Below are 21,014 nucleotides of genomic sequence, written 5' to 3'. Positions count from 1 at the left end.
GCTCCCGAGGGCGGACGTTGCAGTATGGACAGAAAGCGGGAGCTGACGAGCGTCGACATCGCGGCGCTCGCGGGCGAACTCGCCGACTACGAGGGAGCGGGTGTCGGCAAGGTCTACCTCTACCCCGACGCGGACCTGCTGCGGTTCCGGATGCGCCACTACGACCGCGGCCGCACCGAACTCCTCGTCGAGGTGGGCGACTACAAACGGGTCAACGTCGCGGACCCGGACCACGTCCCACAGGCGCCGGAGCGACCGCCCAACTTCGCGATGATGCTCCGCAATCGCATGCAGGGCGCCGAACTCGTCGACGTCTCCCAGTACGAGTTCGACCGCATCCTCGAACTCACCTTCGAGCGGGACGACGAGACGACGCGGGTCGTGGCCGAACTGTTCGGCGACGGCAACGTCGCCATCCTCGACGGCACCGGCGAGGTGATCGACTGCCTCGAAACCGTCCGACTCAAATCGCGGACCGTCGCGCCGGGCGCACAGTACGAGTTCCCGAGCGCACGGTTCAACCCGCTCGGCGTCGACTACGACGCCTTCGAGGCGCGGATGCGCGATTCGGACTCCGACCTCGTGCGGACGCTGGCGACCCAGCTCAACTTCGGTGGGCTGTACGGCGAGGAGCTGTGCACACTCGCGGGCGTCGACTACAACGTCCCCATCGAGGAGGCGACCGACGACCAGCTGCGGTCGCTGTACGACGCGCTCCGGCGCCTCGCCGACCGCCTCGCGGACAGCGACCTCGACCCGCGGGTGTACTACGAACTGGACGAACCCGACGCCGAGGACCCGACCGACGAGGAGGGGGACGTGGAGGGCCAGCGCGTCGACGTGACGCCGCTCCCGCTCGCGGAGTACGACTCCCGGTACGGCGAACCGTTCGACTCGTTCAACGCGGCGCTCGACGACTACTTCACGTTCGCCAGCGACGAGGACGAACCGGACGGCGGCGACACCGCGGGCGCCGGCAGTCAGCGCCCCGACTTCGAGTCGGAGATCGCCAAACACGAGCGGATCATCGAGCAACAGCAGGGGGCGATCGAGGACTTCGAGGAGCAGGCCGAACGCGAGCGCGAGAACGCCGAACGGCTGTACGCCCACTACGACCTCGTCGACGAGATCCTCTCGACGGTCCGGTCGGCCCGCGAGGCCGACCACTCGTGGGACGACATCGAGGAGCGCTTCGACGAGGGGGCCGAACAGGGCATCCCCGCCGCCGAAGCGGTCGTCTCGCTCGACGGGAGCGAGGGCACGGTCACGGTCGAGATCGACGGCGAGCGGGTCACCCTCGCCGCCGACGAGGGCGTCGAGAAGAACGCCGACCGCCTCTACAAGGAGGCGAAACGCATCGAGGGCAAGAAGGAGGGCGCCGAGGAGGCCATCGCCCAGACCCGGAGCGAACTGGAGGCGGTCCAGGCCCGGCGCGACGAGTGGGAGGCCGCAGAAGCGGGCGAGAGCGGCGATAGCAGCGGTGGAAGCGACGGAGACGACGATGACGAACCGGTCGACTGGCTCTCGGAGCCGTCGATCCCGCGTCGCCAGTCCGAACACTGGTACGAGGAGTTCCGGTGGTTCCACACCAGCGACGGGTTCCTCGTCATCGGCGGGCGCGACGCCGAGGACAACGAGGCGCTCGTCAAGAAGTACCTCGACCGCGGGGACCGCTTCTTCCACGCGCAGGCCCACGGCGGCCCGGCGACTATCCTCAAGGCGACGGGGCCCAGCGAGTCCTACGACGGCGACGTGGACATCCCCGAGTCGAGCAAGCGCGAGGCCGCGCAGTTCGCGGTCTCCTACTCCTCGATCTGGAAGGACGGCAAGTTCGCCGGCGACGTGTACGAGGTGAGCCCGGACCAGGTGTCCAAGACCCCGGAGAGCGGCGAGTTCCTCGAGAAAGGCGGCTTCGCCATCCGCGGCGACCGCACCTACTACGAGAAGACCGAGGTCGGTGTCGCGGTGGGTATCACCTGCGAACCGGAGACGCGCGTCATCGGCGGGCCGCCCGCGGCCATCGAGCCGAACGCGGTGACGACGATCGACGTCGAACCCGGGCGCTACGCCCAGAACGACATCGCGAAGCGGCTCTACCGCGAGTTCAAGGGCCGCTTCGCCGACGAATCGTTCGTGCGGAAGGTCGCCAGCCCGGACCTCATCCAGGAGTTTCTGCCGCCGGGCGGGAGTCGGATGAGCGACGACTGACGGAGCCGCCGCGACCCGCCGCCCGAAACGTATTTATCGTGCAGTGCTAACGTTCACCATGATCTCGGAGGTGGTGTGGCTCCTCGGGATGGTCGTCCTCGTCTGCCTGCCGGGGCTCTGTTTCGTCGCGCTCTTTCGCCTGATCGACTACGTGGCGAACGACGAACTGATCGCGCGCGTCGAGAACGGTGAACTCCGGTCGGGGTCGCCGACGCGTCGAGAGGCGGCGGGCAGGGCCGACCGCGCACCGAGTCGGTCGCCGCCGCCGGACGAGCGGGTCGTCTGCAGGGCGTGCGACGCGGAGAACTGGGACCACGCGAGCTACTGCTGGAACTGTCTGGCGGAGCTATCCTGAAGCGCGCTCGCCCGAACAGTCAGGACTACGGTTCGACGCCGGTCACGTCGTATCCGGCCTCGCGGACGGCCTCGAGGAGCCCCTCGTGGTCCACGTCGGCCTCGTAGTAGAACACGACCTCGAAGGTGTCCTCGCGGAGGAGTTGCTGGCACTCCCAGACGAACTCGTCGCCGTCGAGGGTGAGCCCCTGGTGCTGGTTGACGCCGAACTCGGGGTCGTCGTTGCCCGAGTAGACGTACGTGTCGGTCGGCTCGATCCCGGCGTGCTCGGCGATGTAGTTGCCGATCTCCAGGGTCGCTTCGTGGAGGGACGGCTCCTCGTCGCCGGAGATGCCCGTGTGGACGATCAGGCCGAGGAGTTCGATCTCGCCGGGTTCGAGGAGTGCCTGTGCGCGCTGGTACAGATCCGCGTCGACGGCGTCGGCGTCGCTCATTACTTGGGAGTGCGACGCGCTGGCTCTTGTGTCCCACGGTATCGGTCCGGGAGAATCGCCGGTAGCGCCGCCGCTCACCGAAGATATTCGGCCGCGGGCGGAACCCGCCCGCGGTCAGAACGGATGGTGCCGCGCGAGCGGCCCGTCCGGAGTTACAGGCGTGTGAGGTTCGTCGCGCGCGGGCCTTTGTCGGCCTGCTCGATGTCGAACTCCACTTCCTGTCCCTCTTCGAGGTCCGGGCCGCCGACGTCTTCCATGTGGAAGAACACGTCCTCGTCCGCGTCCTCGGTATCGATGAAGCCGTAGCCGCCCGTGTCGTTGAAGAAGTCGACCTTGCCCTTCGCCATCGTTAGAGACGCTCCAGGTTGGTCGCTCGCGGGCCCTTGTCGGCCTGCTCGATATCGAACTCGACTTCCTGACCCTCCTCCAGGTCGGGGCCGCCGACGTCCTCCATGTGGAAGAAGACGTCTTCGTCCGCGTCGTCGGTGTCGATGAAGCCGTACCCGCCGGTGTCGTTGAAGAAGTCGACCTTACCTTTCGCCATGGTTAGAGTCGCTCCAGGTTCTCGGCGCGCGGGCCTTTGTCTGCCTGAACGATGTCGAACTCGACTTCCTGACCTTCCTCCAGGTCGGGACCGCCGATGTCCTCCATGTGGAAGAACACGTCTTCCTCCGCATCGTCAGTGTCGATGAATCCGTATCCGCCAGTGTCGTTGAAGAAGTCTACCGTACCGGTCGCCATTGCACCTTGTCAGAGGAGACGCCTCTATTAAAACTTGGCGGGATTTCGTGAGTGGCGTTACCAAGTATCACTCGTTCGCGGGCGGCGCGGCGAGCGCGTCGGCCAACTGCTCGATCGGGTGCGGAGGGTCGGTCTCGGCCCCGTCGCGGTCCGCGAGCTGTGACCGGCAGGAGGCGCCCGGAGCGACGACCGACTCCCCGGGACTGTCGTCGACCTGGTCGAAGAGGATCCGGCCGATGGCGCGGCTCATCGAGTAGTGCTCGGCCTCGTAGCCGAAACTGCCGGCCATGCCGCAACAGCCCGAATCCAGCGCGTCGACCTCGTAGCCCGCGCGGCGCAGGACGCCGACGGCGTGGTGGTCCTTCTTGGTCGCTTTCTGGTGGCAGTGGCCGTGGTAGGTGAGCGACTCGTCGGGGGCGTCGAAGTCGACGACGTCGTCCATTCGGAAGGTGTCGAGGTACTCGCAGACGCCGTAGGCGCTGTCGGCGACCGTCTCGACGGCCTCGCCCGAGAGGAGGTCGAGGTAGTCGTGCTGGAACATCACCGCGTCGGAGGGCTCGACCACCACGAGGTCCCAGCCGTCGGCCAGTCGGGGGGCGAGCGCGTCGACGTTGCGCTCGGCGCGCTCGCGGGACGTGTCGAGGAAGCCCTTCGAGTGGGCGGCGCGGCCGCTCGCGACGACGTCGTCGGGCACGTCGACGTGCACGCCGGCCGCTTCGAGGACGTGGACGGCCGCCTGCCCCGCTTGCGGGTTGCTGTAGTTGGTGTAGGTGTCGGGGAAGACCAGCGCCTTGCGGTCGGCCTCGGCGGCCGAGACGGCCGGCTCGTGGCCGGCGAACCAGTCGACGAACGACTCCCGCTCGAAGGTGGGGAGCGTCCGCTCGCTCGCGATACCGAGCACGCGCTCCGTCACGGCGCCGCTCCCGGGGATCTTCTGGAGCCAGTTCGAGAGCGGCGCGGTCGCGCTCCCGAGCGCGCTGAGCCGGTCGACGTTCGCGAACACCCGATCCCTGAGCGTGGTACCGTGCTCCTCGTGGTGGGCGTGTTCGACCTCGGCTTTGAGCTTCGCCATGTCGACCTCGCTCGGACAGTCCCGCGCACAGCCCTTGCAGCCGATACACAGGTCCAGCACTTCGCTCACGAACTCGTCGTCGGTCGGGTCGTCGGGGAGGTCGCCGCTCATCGCCTGCCGGAGCATGTTCGCCCGACCTCGCGTGGCCGTGATCTCCTCGTCGGCCGCGCGGTAGGTCGGACACATCACCCCGCCGGTCGTCTCCTGTCCGCCGCGACAGCCGCCACAGCCGTGACACAGTTCGACCATCCCCTGCATCCCGTTGTCGTTCTCCCAGTTCAGTTCGGGCTCGAAGCCGGCGTCGAACTCGTACTCGGGGTCGAAGCGGAGGTGCTCGGTCATGTCGACGGTCCGGGCGCGGTCGGGCGCGGTGCCGGCGTCGACCGCGGCGTCGTCGACGCCGACGACCTGTCCCGGGTTCAGGAGCCAGTCGGGGTCGAACGCGCGCTTGAGGTCACGGAAGAGCTCCCAGACCTCCTCGCCGTAGAGTTTCTCCGACCACTGGGTGCGCGCGCGGCCGTCGCCGTGCTCGCCCGAGACGCTGCCGCCGTACTCGACGACCAGGTCCGTCGCCCGGTCGGCGATCGACTCCATCTGGTCAACGCCGTCGACCGTCTTCGTGTCGACCAGCGGGCGGATGTGCAGACAGCCCGGCCCGGCGTGAGCGTAGAAACTCGCGTACGTGTCGTGGTCGTCGAGGACGGCCTGGAAGTCGGCGACGAACTCCGGGAGGTTCTCCGGCGGCACCGCCGTGTCCTCGATGAAGCTCTGGTGTTTCGCGTCGGTCGTCCGCGAGAGCAGGATGGGGAGCCCGCTCTTGCGGAGCTTCCAGAACCGGGCGCGCTCGGCGTCGTCGTGGGCCTCGCGAGCGCCGAAGGCGCGGATCGGCGCGTCGGTCAGGTCCGAGGCGTCCGCCGAGGGTTCGACTTCCGTCGCCGCCCGCCCGGCGTCGGCGCCGCCGGTGTCCCCCAGCCGGTCGGCGATCAGGTCTGCGACGCGCCGCCGGCCCGCGGCGTCGCTCTCGGCGTAGAATTCGACGAGCAGGACCGCGCCCGTCCCCGCTGGTAACACGGAGTCGACGAGTTCGCCGAACTCCTCGGTCTCCGCCGCGAGGTCGAGGAGCACACCGTCGAGCACCTCCACGGCCGCCGGGTCGTGGGCGAGGATCGGTTCGACGTCCTCCAGCGCTTCGAGCAGGGTCTCGTAGGTCAACAGCGCGAGCCCCTTCGTCTCCGGGACGGGTTCGAGCGAGACCGACGCCTCGGTCACGATGGCGAGCGTCCCCTCGCTCCCCGCGAGCAGGCGAGCGACGTTGACGGTGGCTGGTTCGCCGTCTTCGCCCTCGACGTCGAGCGCCTCGCGGGCCTCCGCGACGAACGCGTCGAGGTTGTAGCCCGAGACGTTGCGCTTCAGTTCGGGAAACGCCGACTCGACCGCCTCGACCTCCTCGTCGACGATCCGCGCGAGTTCGGCGTAGATGCGCGCTTCGAGGTCGCCATCCGGGGCGGCTTTCGCTCGCAGTTCCGCGAGCGTCACCTCGCCGAAGCGGGTGACGCTCCCGTCGGCGAGCACGACCTCGCACTCCTCGACGTACGCGCCGGTCTTGCCGTACTGGAGCGAGTGCGCGCCCGTCGAGTTGTTGCCGATGGCACCGCCGAGCGCCGACTTGTCGCCCCACGCGGGATCCGGGGCGAACTTCAGGCCGTGCGGCGCGAGTTCGGCGTTCAGTTCGGCGAGGACCGCCCCCGGCTGGGCGCGGGCCAGGCGCGCCTCGGGGTCGACGGAGAGCACCTCTCCCATGTGACGAGTGAAATCGAGCACGACCGCCTCGTTGACGGCTTGCCCGGCCAGCGAGGTCCCGCCGCCCCGCGGGAGGACGGGGATCGATCGCTCGGCGCAGTAGGAGACGACGGCCGCCACGTCGGCCGTCGACTCGGGGTAGACGACGCCGACGGGCGTCAGTTCGTAGATGCTCGCGTCCGTCGCGTACAGTTCCCGCGAGTACTCGTCGAACCTGACCTCGCCCGTCACCCGGTCCCGGAGGTCCCGCACGAGTCCCGGTCGCGCCACCGCGTCGGCCGCGTAGTCGTACTCCGCTCGCGGGTCACGCGACGGATCGGACTCCGGCCGGTCGCTCGTTCCCATGCGCGACGCGTACGCGCCTCCTCAGATTAAAGCCACGGCCTCGGCTGACGGGTCAGCGCTTCGGAGGACGGCGCGAGCGGCCGCCGTGGCGGCCCGAGCCGTCCAGATGGAGTACGGCACGGCGCTACTCGGTACGGATAGCGCCTCCGATGACAGTACCGCGGTGGTTCGCCGGTGGTTACGGTGGCTGGCAGTGGTTCCGGTCGGTTGGCGCGCGATGCGTGGGTCGTTCGGTCCGGGCGTGTCTCGCCTCGGACAGTGGTTCGTCCGTGCTCGGTCGAACGCGTCCGCGTTCGAACGTTGCATCCGAGTACTTTCAGCAGATTCGCATAAACCTTGCCTATAAGGACATAATTATGCCTTGATTCTGATCCATCACCCAGTGATCCTCGAAATAATAGATCAGCGATCGATGGCCCACACTCCGTACTGGCGGCGACTCCACGGAGCGACGGCTGGCTGGCATCGGTCGACGAGGAGAACGATGGGCGCCTGTGAAATCTGTGAAGACCTACAAACGGAGTCGGCTGGGACCTGTCGTGGCCGCTCAGAACTCGCGCCACTCGGTCGGCTGGCCGGCGAGTCCGAGCACGCGGGCCTCGCGCTGGCCGTCGGACTCGCGGATCTCGATCATGCCGTCGAAGGCTTGCTTGATGACCTGGAGGGTCTGGTCGTCGTGGGCGGACGAGTCGATAGTGAAGAGGCCGAGATAGCCCGCCGAGTCGAACCGCGAGGAGAGGACGTGGCAGAACTTGAAGACGGTCTTGCGGTCCGTGTAGGTGAGCATCGTCGACAGCGACGTGAGGGCGAACCGGCCGTCGTCGGCGCCGTTGTTGTGGAGGTACTCGAGACACTCCGTGATCCCGATGCCGATGCCGGTGAGGTCACCGGGCGAGGAGACGTGGTAGAGGTAGCTCCCGCCGGCGGTCGCCTCGCCGCGTCGGCTCCCGTCGCCGCGACAATCGACGACGCTGACGGTCGACTCGTCGGCCCCGGGGGCGCGGTCGAGGAACTCCTCGAGGACGGTCTCGCCGCGCTCGCCGGTCGTGACGACGAGCGAGCCCTGGCCGGCCTCGGCGCCGTCCGCGAGCACGGACATCGCGAGGTCTTCCTTGCCGCTCATGGCCGGGCCGGAGACGAGGATGTTCGACCCCGGGCGGACCGATGCGAGTTCGTCGAAGTCGAGGACGTCGGTCAGGTCGTACATCGTCCCGGAATCACTACTCCTCGACATCGCTCAACCCTCGCAGCGTGGCGATGAAGTCCTCGTCGTCGTCGATACCACCGAGCGTGTCCGAGAGGTCGTCCTGGAGGCCATCGACCCGGTCGCGGAGGTCGGCGTACTCCTCGCTGTCGGCGAGTTCGGCGCTGTTCTTCGTCGCCTCGAGCGTCGCCTGCTTCTCGACCAGCGAGTAGTACTCCTGGAGGAGGTCGTCGTAGTTGGAGCGTTCCAGCAGGTTCTCGACCGTGTCGTGGAGTTGCTCGCTCCGGATAGGCTTGCAGAGGTAGGCGTCGAACCCCATCTCGAGGATGTCGAAGTCGGGTTCGACCGCGGTCACCATGGCGACGCGACAGTCCAGCCCCCTGTCGCGGATCCGCGCCAACACCTCGTCGCCGGAGAGTCCGGGCATCATCCGGTCGAGGAGCACCACGTCGACTCCCTCGTCGAGTTCCGCCAGCCCCTCGTCTCCGCTCTGGGCCGTCCTGACCTCGTACTCGTCGGCGAGCCAGAGGTTGTACGTCTCGGCGACGTCGGGCTCGTCTTCGACGATGAGTACGACTGGCCTGTCCGATCCTGTCATCTGCTCTCTACGGCGTGCTTGTTGTTCATCACACATAGCCCTGTGGGTCATGGTTCCGCGCGTGATACCAGACAGCGACGGGATTTCGGCCGATACACTTCCCCGAACGGCCGCTCGTGTGACGCGTCGCGACGGCCTCCTTCAACGCCGAAGCGACATGCTCTAACGGTCCCCCAGCCTATCCGAACCCGTGATAACCAACGTCGCCCAGGGACAGCAGGTCTTCACGAGTAACGCCTTCCTCGTCACCGGCGACCGAACAGTCGTGGTCGACGCCGGCAGCGAGTTCGACGCGGTCGCCGAAGTCCGCGAACGCGACGCCGCCCTCGACGCGGTGGTCCTGACCCACACCCACCCGGACCACGTCGGCAACACCGCCGCGCTGGCCGACGCCTTCGACGCCGACGTGTGGGGGTTCGACCCCGACCACGAACTCGTCGACCACGCCGTCGCCGACGGCGACACCGTCGCGCTCGGCGACCACAGCTACGAGGCGCTCCACACCCCCGGACACAAAGACGACCACCTCTGTTTCTACGCCGCGGGCCCGGAGATCCTGTTCGCCGGTGACCTCGTCTTCGCCAACGGGAGTTTCGGCCGCACCGATCTGGCCGAGGGCGACCGCGACACCCTGATCGACAGCATCGAGTACGTCCGCGACACGGTCTCGCCGGAACTCGCCGAGATGCACACCGGCCACGGCCCGAGCGTCACCGAGGACCCGTACGGCGACATCGAGGCCGCGCTCCGCGCCGCGCAGTTCTGACTCCACCGAGACGGGGGCGCCGAACCGTCACTCGGCGTCGCCGTCGGCCGACTCTGCCACCGTGTACTCGTCGACCCACGGCGGCTCCGAGCGGTCTTTCTTCCACGAGAAGAGGTGGCGTTTGTCGTTGGCGTAGTAGAAGCGGTAGGCGTCGACGTAGTCGTCGGCCCGCCACTCCCCGGTCAACTGTGGCGGGTCGGTGAGGCGGTCGGCGGGCCAGTCGAGCGCGCGAACGGCCGCTCCGTCGAGGGCGGCGATCTGGTCCCACGACCCGTGGGTCTCGTCGGGCGTGTGGTCCCACCGGTAGCGCCACTCCTCGTGTGCGGCCGCGGTGTACGCGCGGAGATACCCCCAGTTCTCGACCGAATCGGCGGCCCACCGCGTCAGCGGATTGTCCGGGTGCGTGAACGAGAGGTCATCGCCGTCGTAGCCGCGCAACTGGACCGCCGTCGCGAGGACCATCGAGCACTCGAAGACGCTGCTGGTGACGTGTGTGTCGACGAGCCACCGCGCGGCCCGCTCGAGGTCGCGGTCCAGCCAGAAGGCGTTGACCACGCGCGCGCTTCGGGCCGCAGACGGATAGGACCCCGGCCCTCACCGCATCGCCTCCTCGGTCGAGTCGTACGACCACCGGACCCGCCGCTCCCGGCGACCGGTCGCCAGGTCGGTCGCGCGCCGGAACCCGAGATAGGTGAGGACGCCGCCGGCCAGCCCGGTCACCGCGAAGTCCAGCGGCCAGTGGGGCGGGTAGTCGTCCGGCGGGTCCCGGAGGCTCCCGGGGAGCGTCGCCAGCGCCTCGTCGTACCAGAACAGGTACCCGAGCAGGGAGAAGCCGCCGAGTATCAGCCACAGCCAGTCCGTCCGGTGGACCCAGACGACGACCCGCCGGGGCATCACCGACCTCCCGATATCCCGCGATGTCGTCGGGGCGAGTCCCGTCGAACAGCCGGCGACGAGCACTGGTTCGGTCACGTGTGCAGTTGGGCCGACGCGTCGATATGCGTTGGGTGCCGGAGGACAAATCGGCAGGGGACGGGCCGACAACGGGCGAGAAACGGGCACGAACAGGCGGTCTCAGATCACTCGAACGCGGCGGCGAGCACGGCGTCGTAGGCGTGGTCGTAGGCGTCCGCGACGGCCGCGGGGTCGGCCCGCTCCTCGGCCGAGAGCGGGGGCAGCGCCGCGTCGGCCGTCGGTTCGACCAGGTCGGTCACGTCGCCGACTCGCTCCTCGAGCTGGCCGGTTCCGGGGCCGCCGGAGGCGACCGCACACCCCTTCGCGTAGCGGTCGCCGTCGTAGACGCGAACGCGACCGGGGTCGACCACCGCGACGGCGTCCGGGTCGGTGTCCCGGAACGGTCGCGCCACGTCGGCGTAGGACTCGACGACCGCGCGGTCGGTCCCCTCGACCGCGGACAGCAGGTCCCGCTGGACGGCCAGGTGACGCTCCGCCATCAGGTCGTTGAACTCGCCGACGGCGGAGACGCGGGGTGCGTCAGCGAGCGGGAGCGCGTCGCGAACGGTCTCGGGGAGGTCGACGGTGCCGTTGACGACGTACTCGTCGCCGACGCGGTCGACGATGAACTCGCGACCGTCCTGCCCGAGCAGGCCCGTCCCGCCGCTGGGGGACGGACGCCAGAGGCGGTGAACGGGGTTGATCTCCTCGGGAGCGACGTGCCCGCTGCTCGCGGCGGCGAGCTTTCGCGCGTCCTTGCCGTAGAGGCGCCCCTCGGTGGAAGCGTGTCGGTAATCGTCGTGGTCGTACCAGTAGTCGTTGCCGGCGCGGGGTTTGAACCCGACCGCGCCGGTCCGTGCGACGAGTCCGGTCGAGAAGGTGGTCTTGCCGGCGTCGACGCGGGCGCCGCCGGCGACCAGTATCCTCATTGCTCGGCGGCGTCCTCGGGGCCGACGCCCGGTGCGAGTCCGTAGTACCCCGGGTCCGCGTCGTGTTCGGGTTCGGCGAACACGAACTTCTGGCTGTGCCCGAGCATCCACGGGATCGCCCAGTCCAGCAGGACGTTCTCGGTCTCGATATCCAGTTCCGCCTCGGGGTCGACCCCCTGCAGGAGTCGGCCGACCTCGTAGATCGTGTACATCTCGTCGGCGTCGAGCACTTCGGCGGGGTCGCGGAACTCCAGCGGGCGCAGGTCGTCGAACTCGTCTTTCGGTCGTGGCATGTCCCGCGATACGACGGAGCGCGGAGTAAATGGACCGATCCGGGCCGAGCCGGCTCCACCCGGTCGGGGTTTTAACTCCGCACCTGTCTAACTCGGCGTAATGGTCGAGTGGCAGGCCGTCTATCAGGTCGGGCTGGCGGTCTCGACGGCGGTCTCCGGAGTGGCGGCGCTGATAGCCTGGCGCAATCGCGAGGAGAACGGGGGGAAACCGCTCGTGGCGCTGCTCGCAGCCGCCGGCGTCTGGGCCGGGAGTTCGCTGCTCGGGACGCTCCGCCCCGGTACCCGGGTAGCGGTCGTCTCCGAACAGCTCGTGTTGACGAGCGTCCTCGTCCTCGTCCCGTCGCTGCTGGTGTTCGCCTTCGAGTACACCGGCCGCGGGGAGTACGTCACCCGCCGAGCGCTCGCGCTCCTGAGCGTCCAGCCGGCGGTGATGGGCGCGCTCATCTGGACGAACGAGCGACACGGACTCGTCTGGTCGACCGTCGAGACGACCGTCGTCGGCGTCGACGACGGCGGACTCAACGGCGTCACCGTGACCGTGGGGCCGGCGTTCCAGATCCACACGATCTACTCGTACCTGCTCCTCGCGAGCGCGGTCGTGCTCATCGTCGTCTTCGCACTGCGCTCGCGATACCTCTACCAGCGCCAGGTGGCCGCGGTCGTCGTCGCGACGCTCGTCCCCTGGGCCGCCAACGTCGTCTCGATGCTCTCGGATCTCCCGTTCGACCCGACGGCCATCGCGTTCACGGTCACCGGCGTCGTGTTCACGTGGGCCGTCGTGCGAGAGCGGTTCCTCGACATCACGCCGGTCGCGACGGAGGTGGTCCTCGACACGATCGAGACGGCGGTCCTCGTCGCCGACGAACGGGGTCGCGTCGTCGACAGCAACGAGAGCGCTTGCGAGCTACTGGGCGTCTCCCAGAGCGACGCGGTCGGCAGCGACGTCGCCGCGCTGTTCACGGACCGACTGGGGGAGCAGGCCTACCCGGCGGCGGCGACCACGGGGCGGTCCGCGTCGACACACGAGATCCAGGTCGGTGAGGAGTACTACAGGATGCAGGTGTCGCCGCTGGTCGAACGCCGCGGCGAAGTCGTCGGCCGGGTGTTCATGCTCGTCGACCTGACCGACCAGCGCCAGCGCGAACTCGAACTCAGGCGGCGCAACGAGCAACTCGACCGCTTCGTCGGCGTCGTCTCCCACGACCTTCGCAACCCGCTCCAGGTGGCGTCCGGTCGACTCGAACTCGCGCGACGGGACGGCGCCGACGAGCACTTCGACGCGGTAGAGCGGTCTCACGACCGGATGGAGCGCCTCATCGAAGACCTCCTCTCGATCGCCCGGCAGGACGAGGACCTCGACCTGGAGCGCGTGGAGGTGGAGGCCGTCGCGGAGTCGGCGTGGACCCACGTCGACACGTTCGACTCGTCCCTCGAGGTCTCGGTGGACGGGTTGACCGTCGACGCGGACCGCGACCGGTTGAGCCAGCTCTTCGAGAACCTCTTCCGCAACGCCGTGGAACACGGTTCCACGAGCAGTCGGCCAGGGGCCGACGACGCGGTCCAGCACGGCGGCGACGTGGCCGTCTCCGTCGAGCCACTGGCGGACGAACGGGGCTTCGCCGTCGCCGACGACGGTCCCGGGTTCGACGACGCGGACCTCGAGTCGGTGTTCGACGACGGCTTCACGACGACTCGCGACGGGACGGGGTTCGGGCTGTCGATCGTCACCGAGATCGCCGCGCAGCACGGCTGGTCGGTCGCGGCCGCGAACGGCGACGGCGGCGGCGCTCGTATCGAGGTGTACACCGGCGAAAAAACGGCGAAGGTGAACTGACTCGTCGTTACTCGAAGTGGCCGACGGCGGTCTGGTACTGGTTCGCGACCTCGTCCCAGTCGACGACCTCGAAGAACGCGTCGACGAAGCTACCGCGGTCCGGGCCGTAGTCGTAGTAGTAGGAGTGTTCCCAGACGTCCAGCGCCAGGACCGGGTGGGCGCCCCACAGCGCGCCCTGGTCGTGCTTGTCGACAGCGACGTTGCGCAGCTGCTTGGCGACCGGGTCGTAGACGAGCAGGGCCCAGCCACCGGCGGCGCCGGCAGCGGCCTCGAACTCGCCCTTCCAGCCCTCGTAGGAGCCGAAGTCCTCTTCGATGCGCTCGCGCAGGTCACCGTCGGGCTCGCCGCCGCCGTTCGGGTCCATGTTCTCCCAGAACAGCGTGTGGAGATAGTGGCCACAGCCGTTGTGGGTGACGTTGCCCAGCGCGCCGCCGGTCGACGAGAAGTCGCCCGACTCGCGCGCGTCGGCGAGCGTCTCCTCGGCGGACTCGAGTCCGTTTACGTACCCCTGATGGTGGGTGTCGTGGTGCCACGTGAGCACCTGCTCGCTGATATGCGGCTCGAGAGCGTCGTAGTCATACGGGAGCGGTGGCAGCTCGGGATTGGAATGTTCTGGCATAGATATCCCTCCATCCTGAGGGTAGGCTGGATACCTGTTAAAGTTTGAGGAACTGGATGGGTGAGAGTGGCACACATATCCCCGGTAATAGGGGCCTGAGCCGCGGTAGACAGCGAATTCTCCGCGGCCGATATCGACGGGGACTGGTCAGCAGTTCGTGGTATCGGGGCGGAGTCGGAGACGGCGGAGCGGCTGGCTGGGTGGGTGGCTTGCCGGCTGGCTGGCCGACTAGCCGGCTGACTGACCGGCTGGATAGCTGGGCGACGCGATTCAGTCGTCTCCCCGCGCTCGCTCGAACATCTCGATGGCCTGCTCCCGGCGGTGGCTGTGGTCGACGATGGGGCCGGGGTAGTCGGGCGCGAGCATCTCGCGTCGGCCGGCGTCGAGTTCGTGCCACTGGTGGATCGCGTCGGCGGGTACGTCGCGGAGTTCGGGGACGTACTCGCGGACGTACTCGGCGTCGGGGTCGTAGCGCTCGCCCTGGGTCATCGGGTTGAAGATCCGGAAGTAGGGCTGGGCATCCGTGCCCGTCGAGGCGGCCCACTGCCAGCCGCCGTTGTCGTTGGCGGTGTCGTGGTCGACGAGTTTCTCGCGGAACCAGTCGTACCCCTCGCGCCAGTCGATCAGGAGGTCCTTCGTCAGGAACGAGGCGACGAGCATCCGAACGCGGTTGTGTACGAACGCCTCCCGCCGCAACTGGCGCATCCCGGCGTCGACGATGGGATAGCCCGTCTCGCCGTCTTTCCACGCCTGCAGTCCGTCGGGGTCGTGGTTCCACTGGATGGGCCGCTCGTACTCCTTGTAGTTCTCCGTGACGACGTTCGGACTGTTCCAGAGGACGTGACTGTAGAACTCGCGCCACGCCAGTTGCGACTCGAACTCCTCGGCGGAGTCGTAGTCGACGCCCACCACCGCGTTCTTGGCCTCGGTCACGGCCTCGTGGACCTCGCGGATCCCGATGGTCCCGAACTTCAGGTGGGCGGAGAGTCGAGAGGTGCACTCGTCCGCGGGGTAGTCCCTGCGGTCGTCGTAGTCGTATATGTCGTCCTCGCAGAACGCGTGGAGGAGGTCGCGGGCCGCGTCGGTCCCGGCCGGCGGCACGTCGGCCTCCGGTTCGTCGAAGCCCAGGTCGGCGAGCGCGGGGAGCGGTTCGTCGTCGGCGATATCGGCAAGGTCGCTCTCGGCCGGTGGATCGGCGGGGTCGTCCTTCTCGCGGCCGCGCCACTTCTTCCAGAAGTAGGTGAACACGGAGTACACGTCGCCCTGGTTCGTTCGGATGGAGCCGGGTTCGTGGAGCAGGGCGTCCTGCACGCTCTGGCGCGTCACGTCGGCGGCGTCCAGCGCCTGCCGGACCGCCGCGTCGCGCTCGCGGCCGAGGCCGGAGACATCCTTCCCCCACGTGACGCCGTCGACGTCGAACTCCTCGGCGAGGTCGGGCAGGACCTCGCGGGGGTCGCCGTGGCGGACCACGAGGTCGCTGCCGCGCTCGCGGTACCACGAGCGAAGGGAATCGAGCGCGTCGAGCATGAACGCGACGCGGGGCGGCCCGGCGTGGGCGAGCACGTCGCGGTCGAAGACGAAGACGGGGACGACGGGGCCGTCCGCGGCCGCCGTGGCGAGTCCGGGGTTGTCGGCGGCCCGGAGGTCCCGTCGATGCCAGTGGAGTCGCATACAGGGGTACGTCGGGACTGCTGCCTGAAAGTACCCCCAAACGAGTGGGGCAAGAGCGAGGATGCGGTCGGGCGGGGGGGGGGGCGGCCGGCACGCACGCTTAACCGCCCGGCGGCGTTCACTGGGAGCATGGACAACGTCACACTCGACGTGACCGACGGCGTGGCGACGGTGACGCTCGACCACCCGGAGATGCGCAACGCCCTGACGAGCGGCGTCGCGACGGACCTCATCGCGACGATGGACGAGATCCCCGACGAGGCCCGCTGTGTCGTCCTCGCAGGCAACGGCCCCACGTTCTGCGCGGGCGGCGACATCGACGCGATGGTGGACGGACTGGATAGCGAGGCGCGAAGCGCCTCGGAACAGTCGAGCGGGTCGGACGACCCGCGAGACGGCGAGAACCCGGCCCACGAGCGCGTCCAGCGCATCGTCGACGAGACCGCCGGTGCCGTGCGAGCGGTCGCGACCTGCGACCTGCCGACGGTCGCGAAGATCCACGGGCCGGCCTACGGCGCCGGGGGTGCGCTCGCAATCGCCTGCGACGTGCTGCTGGCCAGCGAGTCGGCGTCGATCAGCTTCGGCTTCCGGCAGGTCGGGCTGAACGTCGACTCAGGCGCCTCGCACCTCCTGCCCCGGATGGTCGGCGAGAACGTCGCCAAGGAACTGCTGTTGACCGGCGAACTCATCGACGCCGAGCGCGCGGCCGAGGTCGGGCTGTTCAACCACGTGTATTCGGACGACGAGTTCGAGGAGCGCGTGGCCGGAGTGGTCGACCGCATCGCCTCGGGGCCGACTGTCGCGCTGAAACAGTCGAAACGGCTCGTCGAGCAGGGGCTCACGAGTTCGCTCGACGAGGCCATCGAGAACGAAGCGGCCGCCCAGATCGTCTCCGCGTCGACCGACGACCACGAGGAGGGCGTCCGCGCCTTCGTCGCCAGTCGCGACCCCGAATTCGAGGGGGAGTGAGCCAGCGTCGGGTGTCGACCGTCGCCGGTTCCGGAGTGGGAACGGTCCCGTCTCAGTCGTCCGCGGGACAGGCCGGGGAGTCGGCGTCGAACCGGGAGTTCGCGGCGCCCTCGTCGGGGTTCTCGGACTGTCCCCCGTCCGTCGCGTAGGCGTCGTCGAGCGCGAACAGGCTGTCGGACGTCGCGATGCGGCCGGGGAGCGTACCGCGGATCCACGGGTCGTCGAGGGAGTCGCCGCCGATGATGGCGAACCCGGCGAAGATGACGAGGAAGCCGGCGACCGCGAGCCCGGAGATGGTCTCGCCCAGGAGCGCCCAGCCGCCGAGCGTGGCGACGACCGGGACGACGTAGAAGACGAGGTTGGCGCGGATCGCCCCGAGGTCGTCGATGAGGCCGAAGTAGGCGATGTAGGCGAGCACGCCGGCGAACAGCGCGACGTAACCGAGCGCGAGCAGGGATTCGAGGTTCCAGGCGATCGCAGCGAAGGACTCACCGGCGCCGACGCTCAGCGCGTGCGTGACGACCGCCGCGAGCGGGAGTCCCCAGGCGGTTCGGACGGTGCTGGAGATGTCGGCGTCCGACCGGCGGATGAGCACCGATCCGAGCGCGCCACAGACCGCGCTGACGAGCATGAGCGCCTCCCCGAACACGCCGCCCGAGAGCAGCGCGGCCGGGTCGGGGTTCGCCACGAGGACGACTCCGAGCAGTCCCAGCGCCATCCCGACGGCGCCGCGGGCCGAGAGGCGCTCGTCGGCAAGCAACACGGCGGCGAACACCGGCGTGAGGATCGGGTTCAGGCTCGCGATGATCGAGGCGACGCCGCTGGTGACGAACTGCTGCCCGACGAACAACAGGGCGTTCGTCAGGCCGATGGCGAACAGGCCGGTCGCGACGATGCCGCCGAGGTCGCCCCGGGTTCGCGGGATCAGTTCCTCGCGGGTGCGAGTGAGCGCGACGAAGGCGAACAGCGCGACGGCCGCGACGTCGAATCGCAGTGCCACGAACAGAAGCGGCGGAAAGTGTTCGAGGCCGGCCTTCGCCGCGACGAACGTGCCGCCGAAGAAGACGGTTGTCGCGAGGAAGGCGACGAGGCTCTTCCGACCGATCACGGCGACACCCCCGGGGAACCGACGGGGGCTACCCCGCGGTGCGTTCGGAGAGAGCGGGTCCGCGGCGGAGAGGACGTGATAGATATCATCTTGGAATTTCCTACGTTTCGGGGCCTTATAGGCTCGTTTAGAAAATGTTGTGCGCTGGGAAAGGCGGTCGAACCGCGGTCGGTTTGCACGGCGTGAAACCGTTTCACGACGCGTTCGACCGGGGGCCCGTCGCGGCGAGCGGTCCCCGAAAGCGGTTTAGCCCGACGCCCGTCAGGAAGGGTATGGACGCGGCGCTCGACGACGTTGAGTTCCTCGCACTCTCGCCCAACCGGGTCGCGGTGTTGCAGTCGCTGGCCGCGGGCGCGCGCAGCCGGTCGGATCTCGCCGCGGAGACCGACGCGTCGCAGGCCACGCTCGGGCGGATCCTCGCCGACTTCGAGGAGCGGTCGTGGGTCCGCCGAGTCGACGGTAAATACGAGGCCACTGCGACGGGCGAACTCGTCGCCGGGGCGTTCTCGGACCTGCTCGACGTGCTGGAGACCGAGCGGAAACTCCGCGACATCGTCGAGTTCCTCCCCACCGGGGCGATGGACTTCGACCTCGCGTGTCTCGCCGACGCCACGATCACGGTGCCGACACAGACGCGACCGAACGCGCCGCTCCAGCGGCTGCTCGCCCTGGAACGGGACGCCGGCGAGGTGCGCGCGTTCTCCCACGCCTTCAACGAGCAGACGCTCGGCCTGATGGCCGACCGGACCGACGAGGGCGGTCTGGACTTCAGCGGCGTCTTCTCCCGGAGCGCGATCGACGCGCTGGCGAGCGAGCCGACGTTGCGACGCCGTCTGGGGACGCTTCTGGACGCCGCGGACGCGACGGTCCGCGTCCGCGACGACGAGATCCCGATCGCGGGGACGATCGTCGACGACACCGTCCACCTGCTCGTCCGCGACGACAGCGGCGTCCTCCGCGCGTCGGTCGACACCGACGACCCAGCCGTCTTCGAGTGGGCAGAGACCGCCTTCGAACGCTACTGGGAGACGAGCGACCCGCTCGGCCGGGACGACCTGTTCGGCGACGAGACCTGAGACGACCCCTGTCGGCGGTGACGCGGAAATCGGCAACGGTCGGCCGCTACGGGTCGGCCGCCCGGTTCCGAGGCCGTCACGCTTATGATTTAGACGATTCTAAACTATCCCTGTGAACGGTCTCGTGTCCGTCGATACCCGCGCCCGTCGCGACGTCCGTCGACGTCGGGGACGCCCGGAGGTGAGTCCCACGTGGACGGCTTCCTGACGGTGATGGTCGCGGCGATGGTCGCGCAACTGGCCGTCCTCCCGGGCGAGAAGGTCCAGTTCATCATCGCCGGACTGGCGACGCGGTTCGACCCGCTGACCGTCGTCAGCGCCGCCGGCCTGGCGTTCGCGGGGTGGACCGCGCTGGAGATCTGGTTCGGGCAGGCGCTCCAGGGCGCGCTCGCGCCGGTGTATCTCGACGTGATCGCCGGCGGACTGTTTCTGCTGTTCGGCGTGTTGCTCCTCCGGTCGACCCCGGAGGGCGGACGGGTCACCCCGACGGGCCAGGAAGTCGACGCCGCCCAGACCGACGGCGGCGTCGCCGGTGTCGGTGGCACCGGCGAGGAGCTCGACGTGTCGATACTGGGCTACGACGTGCCGAACCGCTTCGGGAGCTTCCTCCCCATCTTCGTACTGATGGCCGCCGGCGAGTTCGGCGACAAGACCCAGCTGGTCACGATCAGTCTCGCCGTCCAGTACGGTGCCCACCCGGGTATCTGGGTCGGCGAGATGCTCGTCATCATCCCCGTGAGCCTCGCGAACGCCTACTTCTTCAGCACCTTCTCCGGCCGGTTCGACGCCGTGAAGGCCCACCTGGCCGGCGCCGCCCTGTTCTTCTTCTTCGGCCTCGACACCTTCCTCCAGCTGCTCACCGGCTTCTCCGTGTGGGAGACCGTCGTCGACGCCGTCACAGCCCTCGTCGAGGGTCTCGTGGGCACGTTCGCGGCGGCCCTGCCGGCGGTCGCGGCGCTGGGCTGACCGGTCGACCGCGGACGAGCGGGCCGTCGCCGACTCCTGATCGCCACACCCAAGCGAGTCCGGTCGATAGCCTCGGTCGATGAGCGAGGCCGATGGGTCGGGCGGGAGCGAACCGGACGAGGAGTACCTGCCCGAGGACGTCGAGGCGGTCCGGGGGGCGCTGGTGGAGTGGTACGAGGCGGACCACCGCGACTTCCCGTGGCGCAGGACGACGGACCCCTACGAGATTCTCGTCTCCGAGGTGATGAGCCAGCAGACGCAGTTGAGCCGCGTCGTCACCGCGTGGGAGTCGTTCCTCGAACGGTGGCCGACGACGGCCGACCTCGCGGCCGCCGAGCGGGGCGACGTGGTGGGGTTCTGGAGCGACCACAGCCTCGGCTACAACAACCGCGCGAAGTACCTCCACGAGGCCGCCGGACAGGTAGAAGACGAGTACGGCGGCGAGTTTCCCCGCGACCCCGACGAACTCTCCGAACTGATGGGCGTCGGTCCCTACACCGCCAACGCCGTCGCCAGTTTCGCCTTCGACAACGGCAACGCCGTCGTCGACACGAACGTCAAACGCGTCCTCTACCGCGCCTTCGACGTGCCGGACGACGACGACACCTTCGAGCGGGTCGCCTCGGAACTGATGCCCGACGGGGAGTCCCGCGTCTGGAACAACGCGATCATGGAACTGGGCGGGGTGGCCTGTGAGAAGACACCTTCCTGTGACGCGGCGGCCTGCCCCTGGCGCGAGTGGTGTCACGCCTACGACACGGGCGATTTCACCGCGCCGGACGTGCCCACACAGCCGAGCTTCGAGGGGAGTCGTCGGCAGTTCCGCGGGCGAGTCGTGAACGTCCTGGGCGAGTACGACGAACTGGCGCTGGACGAACTCGGTCCGCGCGTCCGCGTCGACTACGCGCCAGACGGCGAATACGGCCGGGAGTGGCTGCTCGGCCTGGTCTCCGACCTGTCCGACGACGGGCTCGTGGAAGTCGACGACCGCGACGGCGAGCGCGTCGCACGGCTCCGCAGATAAGGCCACGGGGCGACGCTCGGGTCCCGTCCGGCGTCGCGGTTGGACTGCG

At 68.8% G+C, this 21,014-nt stretch carries 22 protein-coding genes; 8 read left to right on the top strand and 14 right to left on the bottom strand.

Annotated elements, in window-relative coordinates; translation table 11 throughout:
• Positions 1-24: 24 nt before the first annotated feature.
• Both rqcH and D1409_RS13505 read left to right on the top strand, forming a co-directional pair.
• Positions 25-2,208, top strand: a complete 2,184-nt coding sequence (rqcH, locus tag D1409_RS13510) for a ribosome rescue protein RqcH (RefSeq protein WP_123537503.1) — start codon at positions 25-27, stop codon at positions 2,206-2,208.
• Positions 2,209-2,266: 58 nt separating this feature from the next.
• On the top strand, positions 2,267-2,563 hold the full coding sequence (locus D1409_RS13505) for a hypothetical protein (RefSeq protein WP_123537502.1): 297 nt from the start codon (positions 2,267-2,269) through the stop codon (positions 2,561-2,563).
• Between the two features lie 25 nt (positions 2,564-2,588).
• On the opposite strand, the gene D1409_RS13500 is transcribed toward D1409_RS13505, so the two are convergent.
• From D1409_RS13500 to D1409_RS13470, 7 genes are all read right to left on the bottom strand, one after another.
• Positions 2,589-2,996, bottom strand: coding sequence for a DUF5778 family protein (locus D1409_RS13500; RefSeq protein WP_123537501.1), 408 nt, complete (start codon positions 2,994-2,996; stop codon positions 2,589-2,591).
• A 152-nt stretch (positions 2,997-3,148) separates the two neighbouring features.
• Complete coding sequence (locus tag D1409_RS13495) at positions 3,149-3,343, bottom strand: cold-shock protein (protein ID WP_123537500.1); 195 nt, start codon at positions 3,341-3,343, stop codon at positions 3,149-3,151.
• A 2-nt stretch (positions 3,344-3,345) separates the two neighbouring features.
• A complete protein-coding gene (locus D1409_RS13490; protein ID WP_123537499.1) occupies positions 3,346-3,540 on the bottom strand; it encodes a cold-shock protein in 195 nt (64 codons plus the stop codon).
• A gap of 2 nt (positions 3,541-3,542) precedes the next feature.
• The gene (locus tag D1409_RS13485) at positions 3,543-3,737 is read right to left on the bottom strand and encodes a cold-shock protein (protein WP_123537498.1); all 195 of its coding nucleotides are present in this window, start codon (positions 3,735-3,737) and stop codon (positions 3,543-3,545) included.
• Positions 3,738-3,804: 67 nt separating this feature from the next.
• The gene (locus D1409_RS13480) at positions 3,805-6,954 is read right to left on the bottom strand and encodes an FAD-binding and (Fe-S)-binding domain-containing protein (protein ID WP_123537497.1); all 3,150 of its coding nucleotides are present in this window, start codon (positions 6,952-6,954) and stop codon (positions 3,805-3,807) included.
• A 547-nt stretch (positions 6,955-7,501) separates the two neighbouring features.
• Positions 7,502-8,188 (bottom strand): RAD55 family ATPase, encoded by a 687-nt coding sequence (locus tag D1409_RS13475; protein ID WP_449404903.1) that lies wholly within the window; start codon positions 8,186-8,188, stop codon positions 7,502-7,504.
• Positions 8,175-8,756 (bottom strand): HalX domain-containing protein, encoded by a 582-nt coding sequence (locus D1409_RS13470; RefSeq protein WP_123537495.1) that lies wholly within the window; start codon positions 8,754-8,756, stop codon positions 8,175-8,177. Before D1409_RS13470 ends, D1409_RS13475 begins: the two co-directional genes overlap by 14 nt.
• Before the next feature lie 190 nt (positions 8,757-8,946).
• Here D1409_RS13470 and D1409_RS13465 point away from each other — a divergent pair, with 190 nt between their 5' ends.
• Positions 8,947-9,522, top strand: a complete 576-nt coding sequence (locus D1409_RS13465) for an MBL fold metallo-hydrolase (RefSeq protein WP_123537494.1) — start codon at positions 8,947-8,949, stop codon at positions 9,520-9,522.
• A gap of 27 nt (positions 9,523-9,549) precedes the next feature.
• On the opposite strand, the gene D1409_RS13460 is transcribed toward D1409_RS13465, so the two are convergent.
• The 4 genes from D1409_RS13460 to D1409_RS13445 all read right to left on the bottom strand — a co-directional run bounded on the left by D1409_RS13460 (position 9,550) and on the right by D1409_RS13445 (position 11,698).
• Positions 9,550-10,077 carry a hypothetical protein gene (locus D1409_RS13460; RefSeq protein WP_123537493.1) on the bottom strand — a complete coding sequence of 176 codons (528 nt, stop codon included), beginning with the start codon at positions 10,075-10,077 and terminating at the stop codon, positions 9,550-9,552.
• A gap of 39 nt (positions 10,078-10,116) precedes the next feature.
• On the bottom strand, positions 10,117-10,494 hold the full coding sequence (locus D1409_RS13455; protein ID WP_123537492.1) for a hypothetical protein: 378 nt from the start codon (positions 10,492-10,494) through the stop codon (positions 10,117-10,119).
• Positions 10,495-10,601: 107 nt separating this feature from the next.
• Positions 10,602-11,405, bottom strand: a complete 804-nt coding sequence (locus D1409_RS13450; protein WP_123537491.1) for an ATPase — start codon at positions 11,403-11,405, stop codon at positions 10,602-10,604.
• The gene (locus tag D1409_RS13445; RefSeq protein WP_123537490.1) at positions 11,402-11,698 is read right to left on the bottom strand and encodes a DUF5827 family protein; all 297 of its coding nucleotides are present in this window, start codon (positions 11,696-11,698) and stop codon (positions 11,402-11,404) included. The genes D1409_RS13450 and D1409_RS13445 overlap by 4 nt, the downstream gene beginning before the upstream one ends.
• Before the next feature lie 100 nt (positions 11,699-11,798).
• Here D1409_RS13445 and D1409_RS13440 point away from each other — a divergent pair, with 100 nt between their 5' ends.
• Entirely contained in the window at positions 11,799-13,532 is a 1,734-nt protein-coding gene (locus D1409_RS13440; RefSeq protein ID WP_123537489.1) for a histidine kinase N-terminal 7TM domain-containing protein, read from the top strand.
• A gap of 7 nt (positions 13,533-13,539) precedes the next feature.
• Here D1409_RS13440 and sod read toward each other — a convergent pair whose 3' ends face one another.
• Both sod and D1409_RS13430 read right to left on the bottom strand, forming a co-directional pair.
• Positions 13,540-14,151 (bottom strand): superoxide dismutase, encoded by a 612-nt coding sequence (gene sod, locus D1409_RS13435; protein ID WP_123537488.1) that lies wholly within the window; start codon positions 14,149-14,151, stop codon positions 13,540-13,542.
• Between the two features lie 270 nt (positions 14,152-14,421).
• Entirely contained in the window at positions 14,422-15,822 is a 1,401-nt protein-coding gene (locus D1409_RS13430) for a cryptochrome/photolyase family protein (protein WP_123537487.1), read from the bottom strand.
• 129 nt (positions 15,823-15,951) lie between these two features.
• Here D1409_RS13430 and D1409_RS13425 point away from each other — a divergent pair, with 129 nt between their 5' ends.
• The gene (locus D1409_RS13425) at positions 15,952-16,791 is read left to right on the top strand and encodes an enoyl-CoA hydratase/isomerase family protein (protein WP_123537486.1); all 840 of its coding nucleotides are present in this window, start codon (positions 15,952-15,954) and stop codon (positions 16,789-16,791) included.
• A 52-nt stretch (positions 16,792-16,843) separates the two neighbouring features.
• Here the strand turns inward: D1409_RS13425 and D1409_RS13420 are convergent, their stop codons facing one another.
• Positions 16,844-17,899: a DMT family transporter gene (locus D1409_RS13420; RefSeq protein ID WP_123537485.1), complete on the bottom strand. Its 1,056-nt coding sequence runs from the start codon at positions 17,897-17,899 to the stop codon at positions 16,844-16,846.
• 272 nt (positions 17,900-18,171) lie between these two features.
• Between D1409_RS13420 and D1409_RS13415 the strand changes: the two genes are divergently transcribed.
• From D1409_RS13415 to D1409_RS13405, 3 genes are all read left to right on the top strand, one after another.
• Positions 18,172-18,975, top strand: a complete 804-nt coding sequence (locus D1409_RS13415; RefSeq protein WP_123537484.1) for a helix-turn-helix transcriptional regulator — start codon at positions 18,172-18,174, stop codon at positions 18,973-18,975.
• 192 nt (positions 18,976-19,167) lie between these two features.
• Positions 19,168-19,941: a TMEM165/GDT1 family protein gene (locus tag D1409_RS13410; RefSeq protein WP_123537483.1), complete on the top strand. Its 774-nt coding sequence runs from the start codon at positions 19,168-19,170 to the stop codon at positions 19,939-19,941.
• A gap of 79 nt (positions 19,942-20,020) precedes the next feature.
• A complete protein-coding gene (locus D1409_RS13405) occupies positions 20,021-20,965 on the top strand; it encodes an HhH-GPD family protein (RefSeq protein WP_123537482.1) in 945 nt (314 codons plus the stop codon).
• Positions 20,966-21,014: the final 49 nt, after the last annotated feature.

Source organism: Halosimplex salinum (assembly GCF_003730195.1).
Lineage (GTDB): Archaea > Halobacteriota > Halobacteria > Halobacteriales > Haloarculaceae > Halosimplex > Halosimplex salinum.
This window is presented reverse-complemented; position numbering and strand designations above follow the sequence as displayed.

Excerpts from the sequence above, each read along its gene's own strand:
- rqcH (WP_123537503.1), top strand. The coding sequence starts at position 25 with ATGGACAGAAAGCGGGAGCTGACGAGCGTCGACATCGCGGCGCTCGCG.
- D1409_RS13505 (WP_123537502.1), top strand. The coding sequence starts at position 2,267 with ATGATCTCGGAGGTGGTGTGGCTCCTCGGGATGGTCGTCCTCGTCTGC.
- D1409_RS13500 (WP_123537501.1), bottom strand. The coding sequence starts at position 2,996 with ATGAGCGACGCCGACGCCGTCGACGCGGATCTGTACCAGCGCGCACAG.
- D1409_RS13495 (WP_123537500.1), bottom strand. The coding sequence starts at position 3,343 with ATGGCGAAGGGCAAGGTCGACTTCTTCAACGACACGGGCGGCTACGGC.
- D1409_RS13490 (WP_123537499.1), bottom strand. The coding sequence starts at position 3,540 with ATGGCGAAAGGTAAGGTCGACTTCTTCAACGACACCGGCGGGTACGGC.
- D1409_RS13485 (WP_123537498.1), bottom strand. The coding sequence starts at position 3,737 with ATGGCGACCGGTACGGTAGACTTCTTCAACGACACTGGCGGATACGGA.
- D1409_RS13480 (WP_123537497.1), bottom strand. The coding sequence starts at position 6,954 with ATGGGAACGAGCGACCGGCCGGAGTCCGATCCGTCGCGTGACCCGCGA.
- D1409_RS13475 (WP_449404903.1), bottom strand. The coding sequence starts at position 8,188 with ATGTCGAGGAGTAGTGATTCCGGGACGATGTACGACCTGACCGACGTC.
- D1409_RS13470 (WP_123537495.1), bottom strand. The coding sequence starts at position 8,756 with ATGACAGGATCGGACAGGCCAGTCGTACTCATCGTCGAAGACGAGCCC.
- D1409_RS13450 (WP_123537491.1), bottom strand. The coding sequence starts at position 11,405 with ATGAGGATACTGGTCGCCGGCGGCGCCCGCGTCGACGCCGGCAAGACC.
- D1409_RS13445 (WP_123537490.1), bottom strand. The coding sequence starts at position 11,698 with ATGCCACGACCGAAAGACGAGTTCGACGACCTGCGCCCGCTGGAGTTC.
- D1409_RS13440 (WP_123537489.1), top strand. The coding sequence starts at position 11,799 with ATGGTCGAGTGGCAGGCCGTCTATCAGGTCGGGCTGGCGGTCTCGACG.
- sod (WP_123537488.1), bottom strand. The coding sequence starts at position 14,151 with ATGCCAGAACATTCCAATCCCGAGCTGCCACCGCTCCCGTATGACTAC.
- D1409_RS13430 (WP_123537487.1), bottom strand. The coding sequence starts at position 15,822 with ATGCGACTCCACTGGCATCGACGGGACCTCCGGGCCGCCGACAACCCC.
- D1409_RS13425 (WP_123537486.1), top strand. The coding sequence starts at position 15,952 with ATGGACAACGTCACACTCGACGTGACCGACGGCGTGGCGACGGTGACG.
- D1409_RS13415 (WP_123537484.1), top strand. The coding sequence starts at position 18,172 with ATGGACGCGGCGCTCGACGACGTTGAGTTCCTCGCACTCTCGCCCAAC.
- D1409_RS13405 (WP_123537482.1), top strand. The coding sequence starts at position 20,021 with ATGAGCGAGGCCGATGGGTCGGGCGGGAGCGAACCGGACGAGGAGTAC.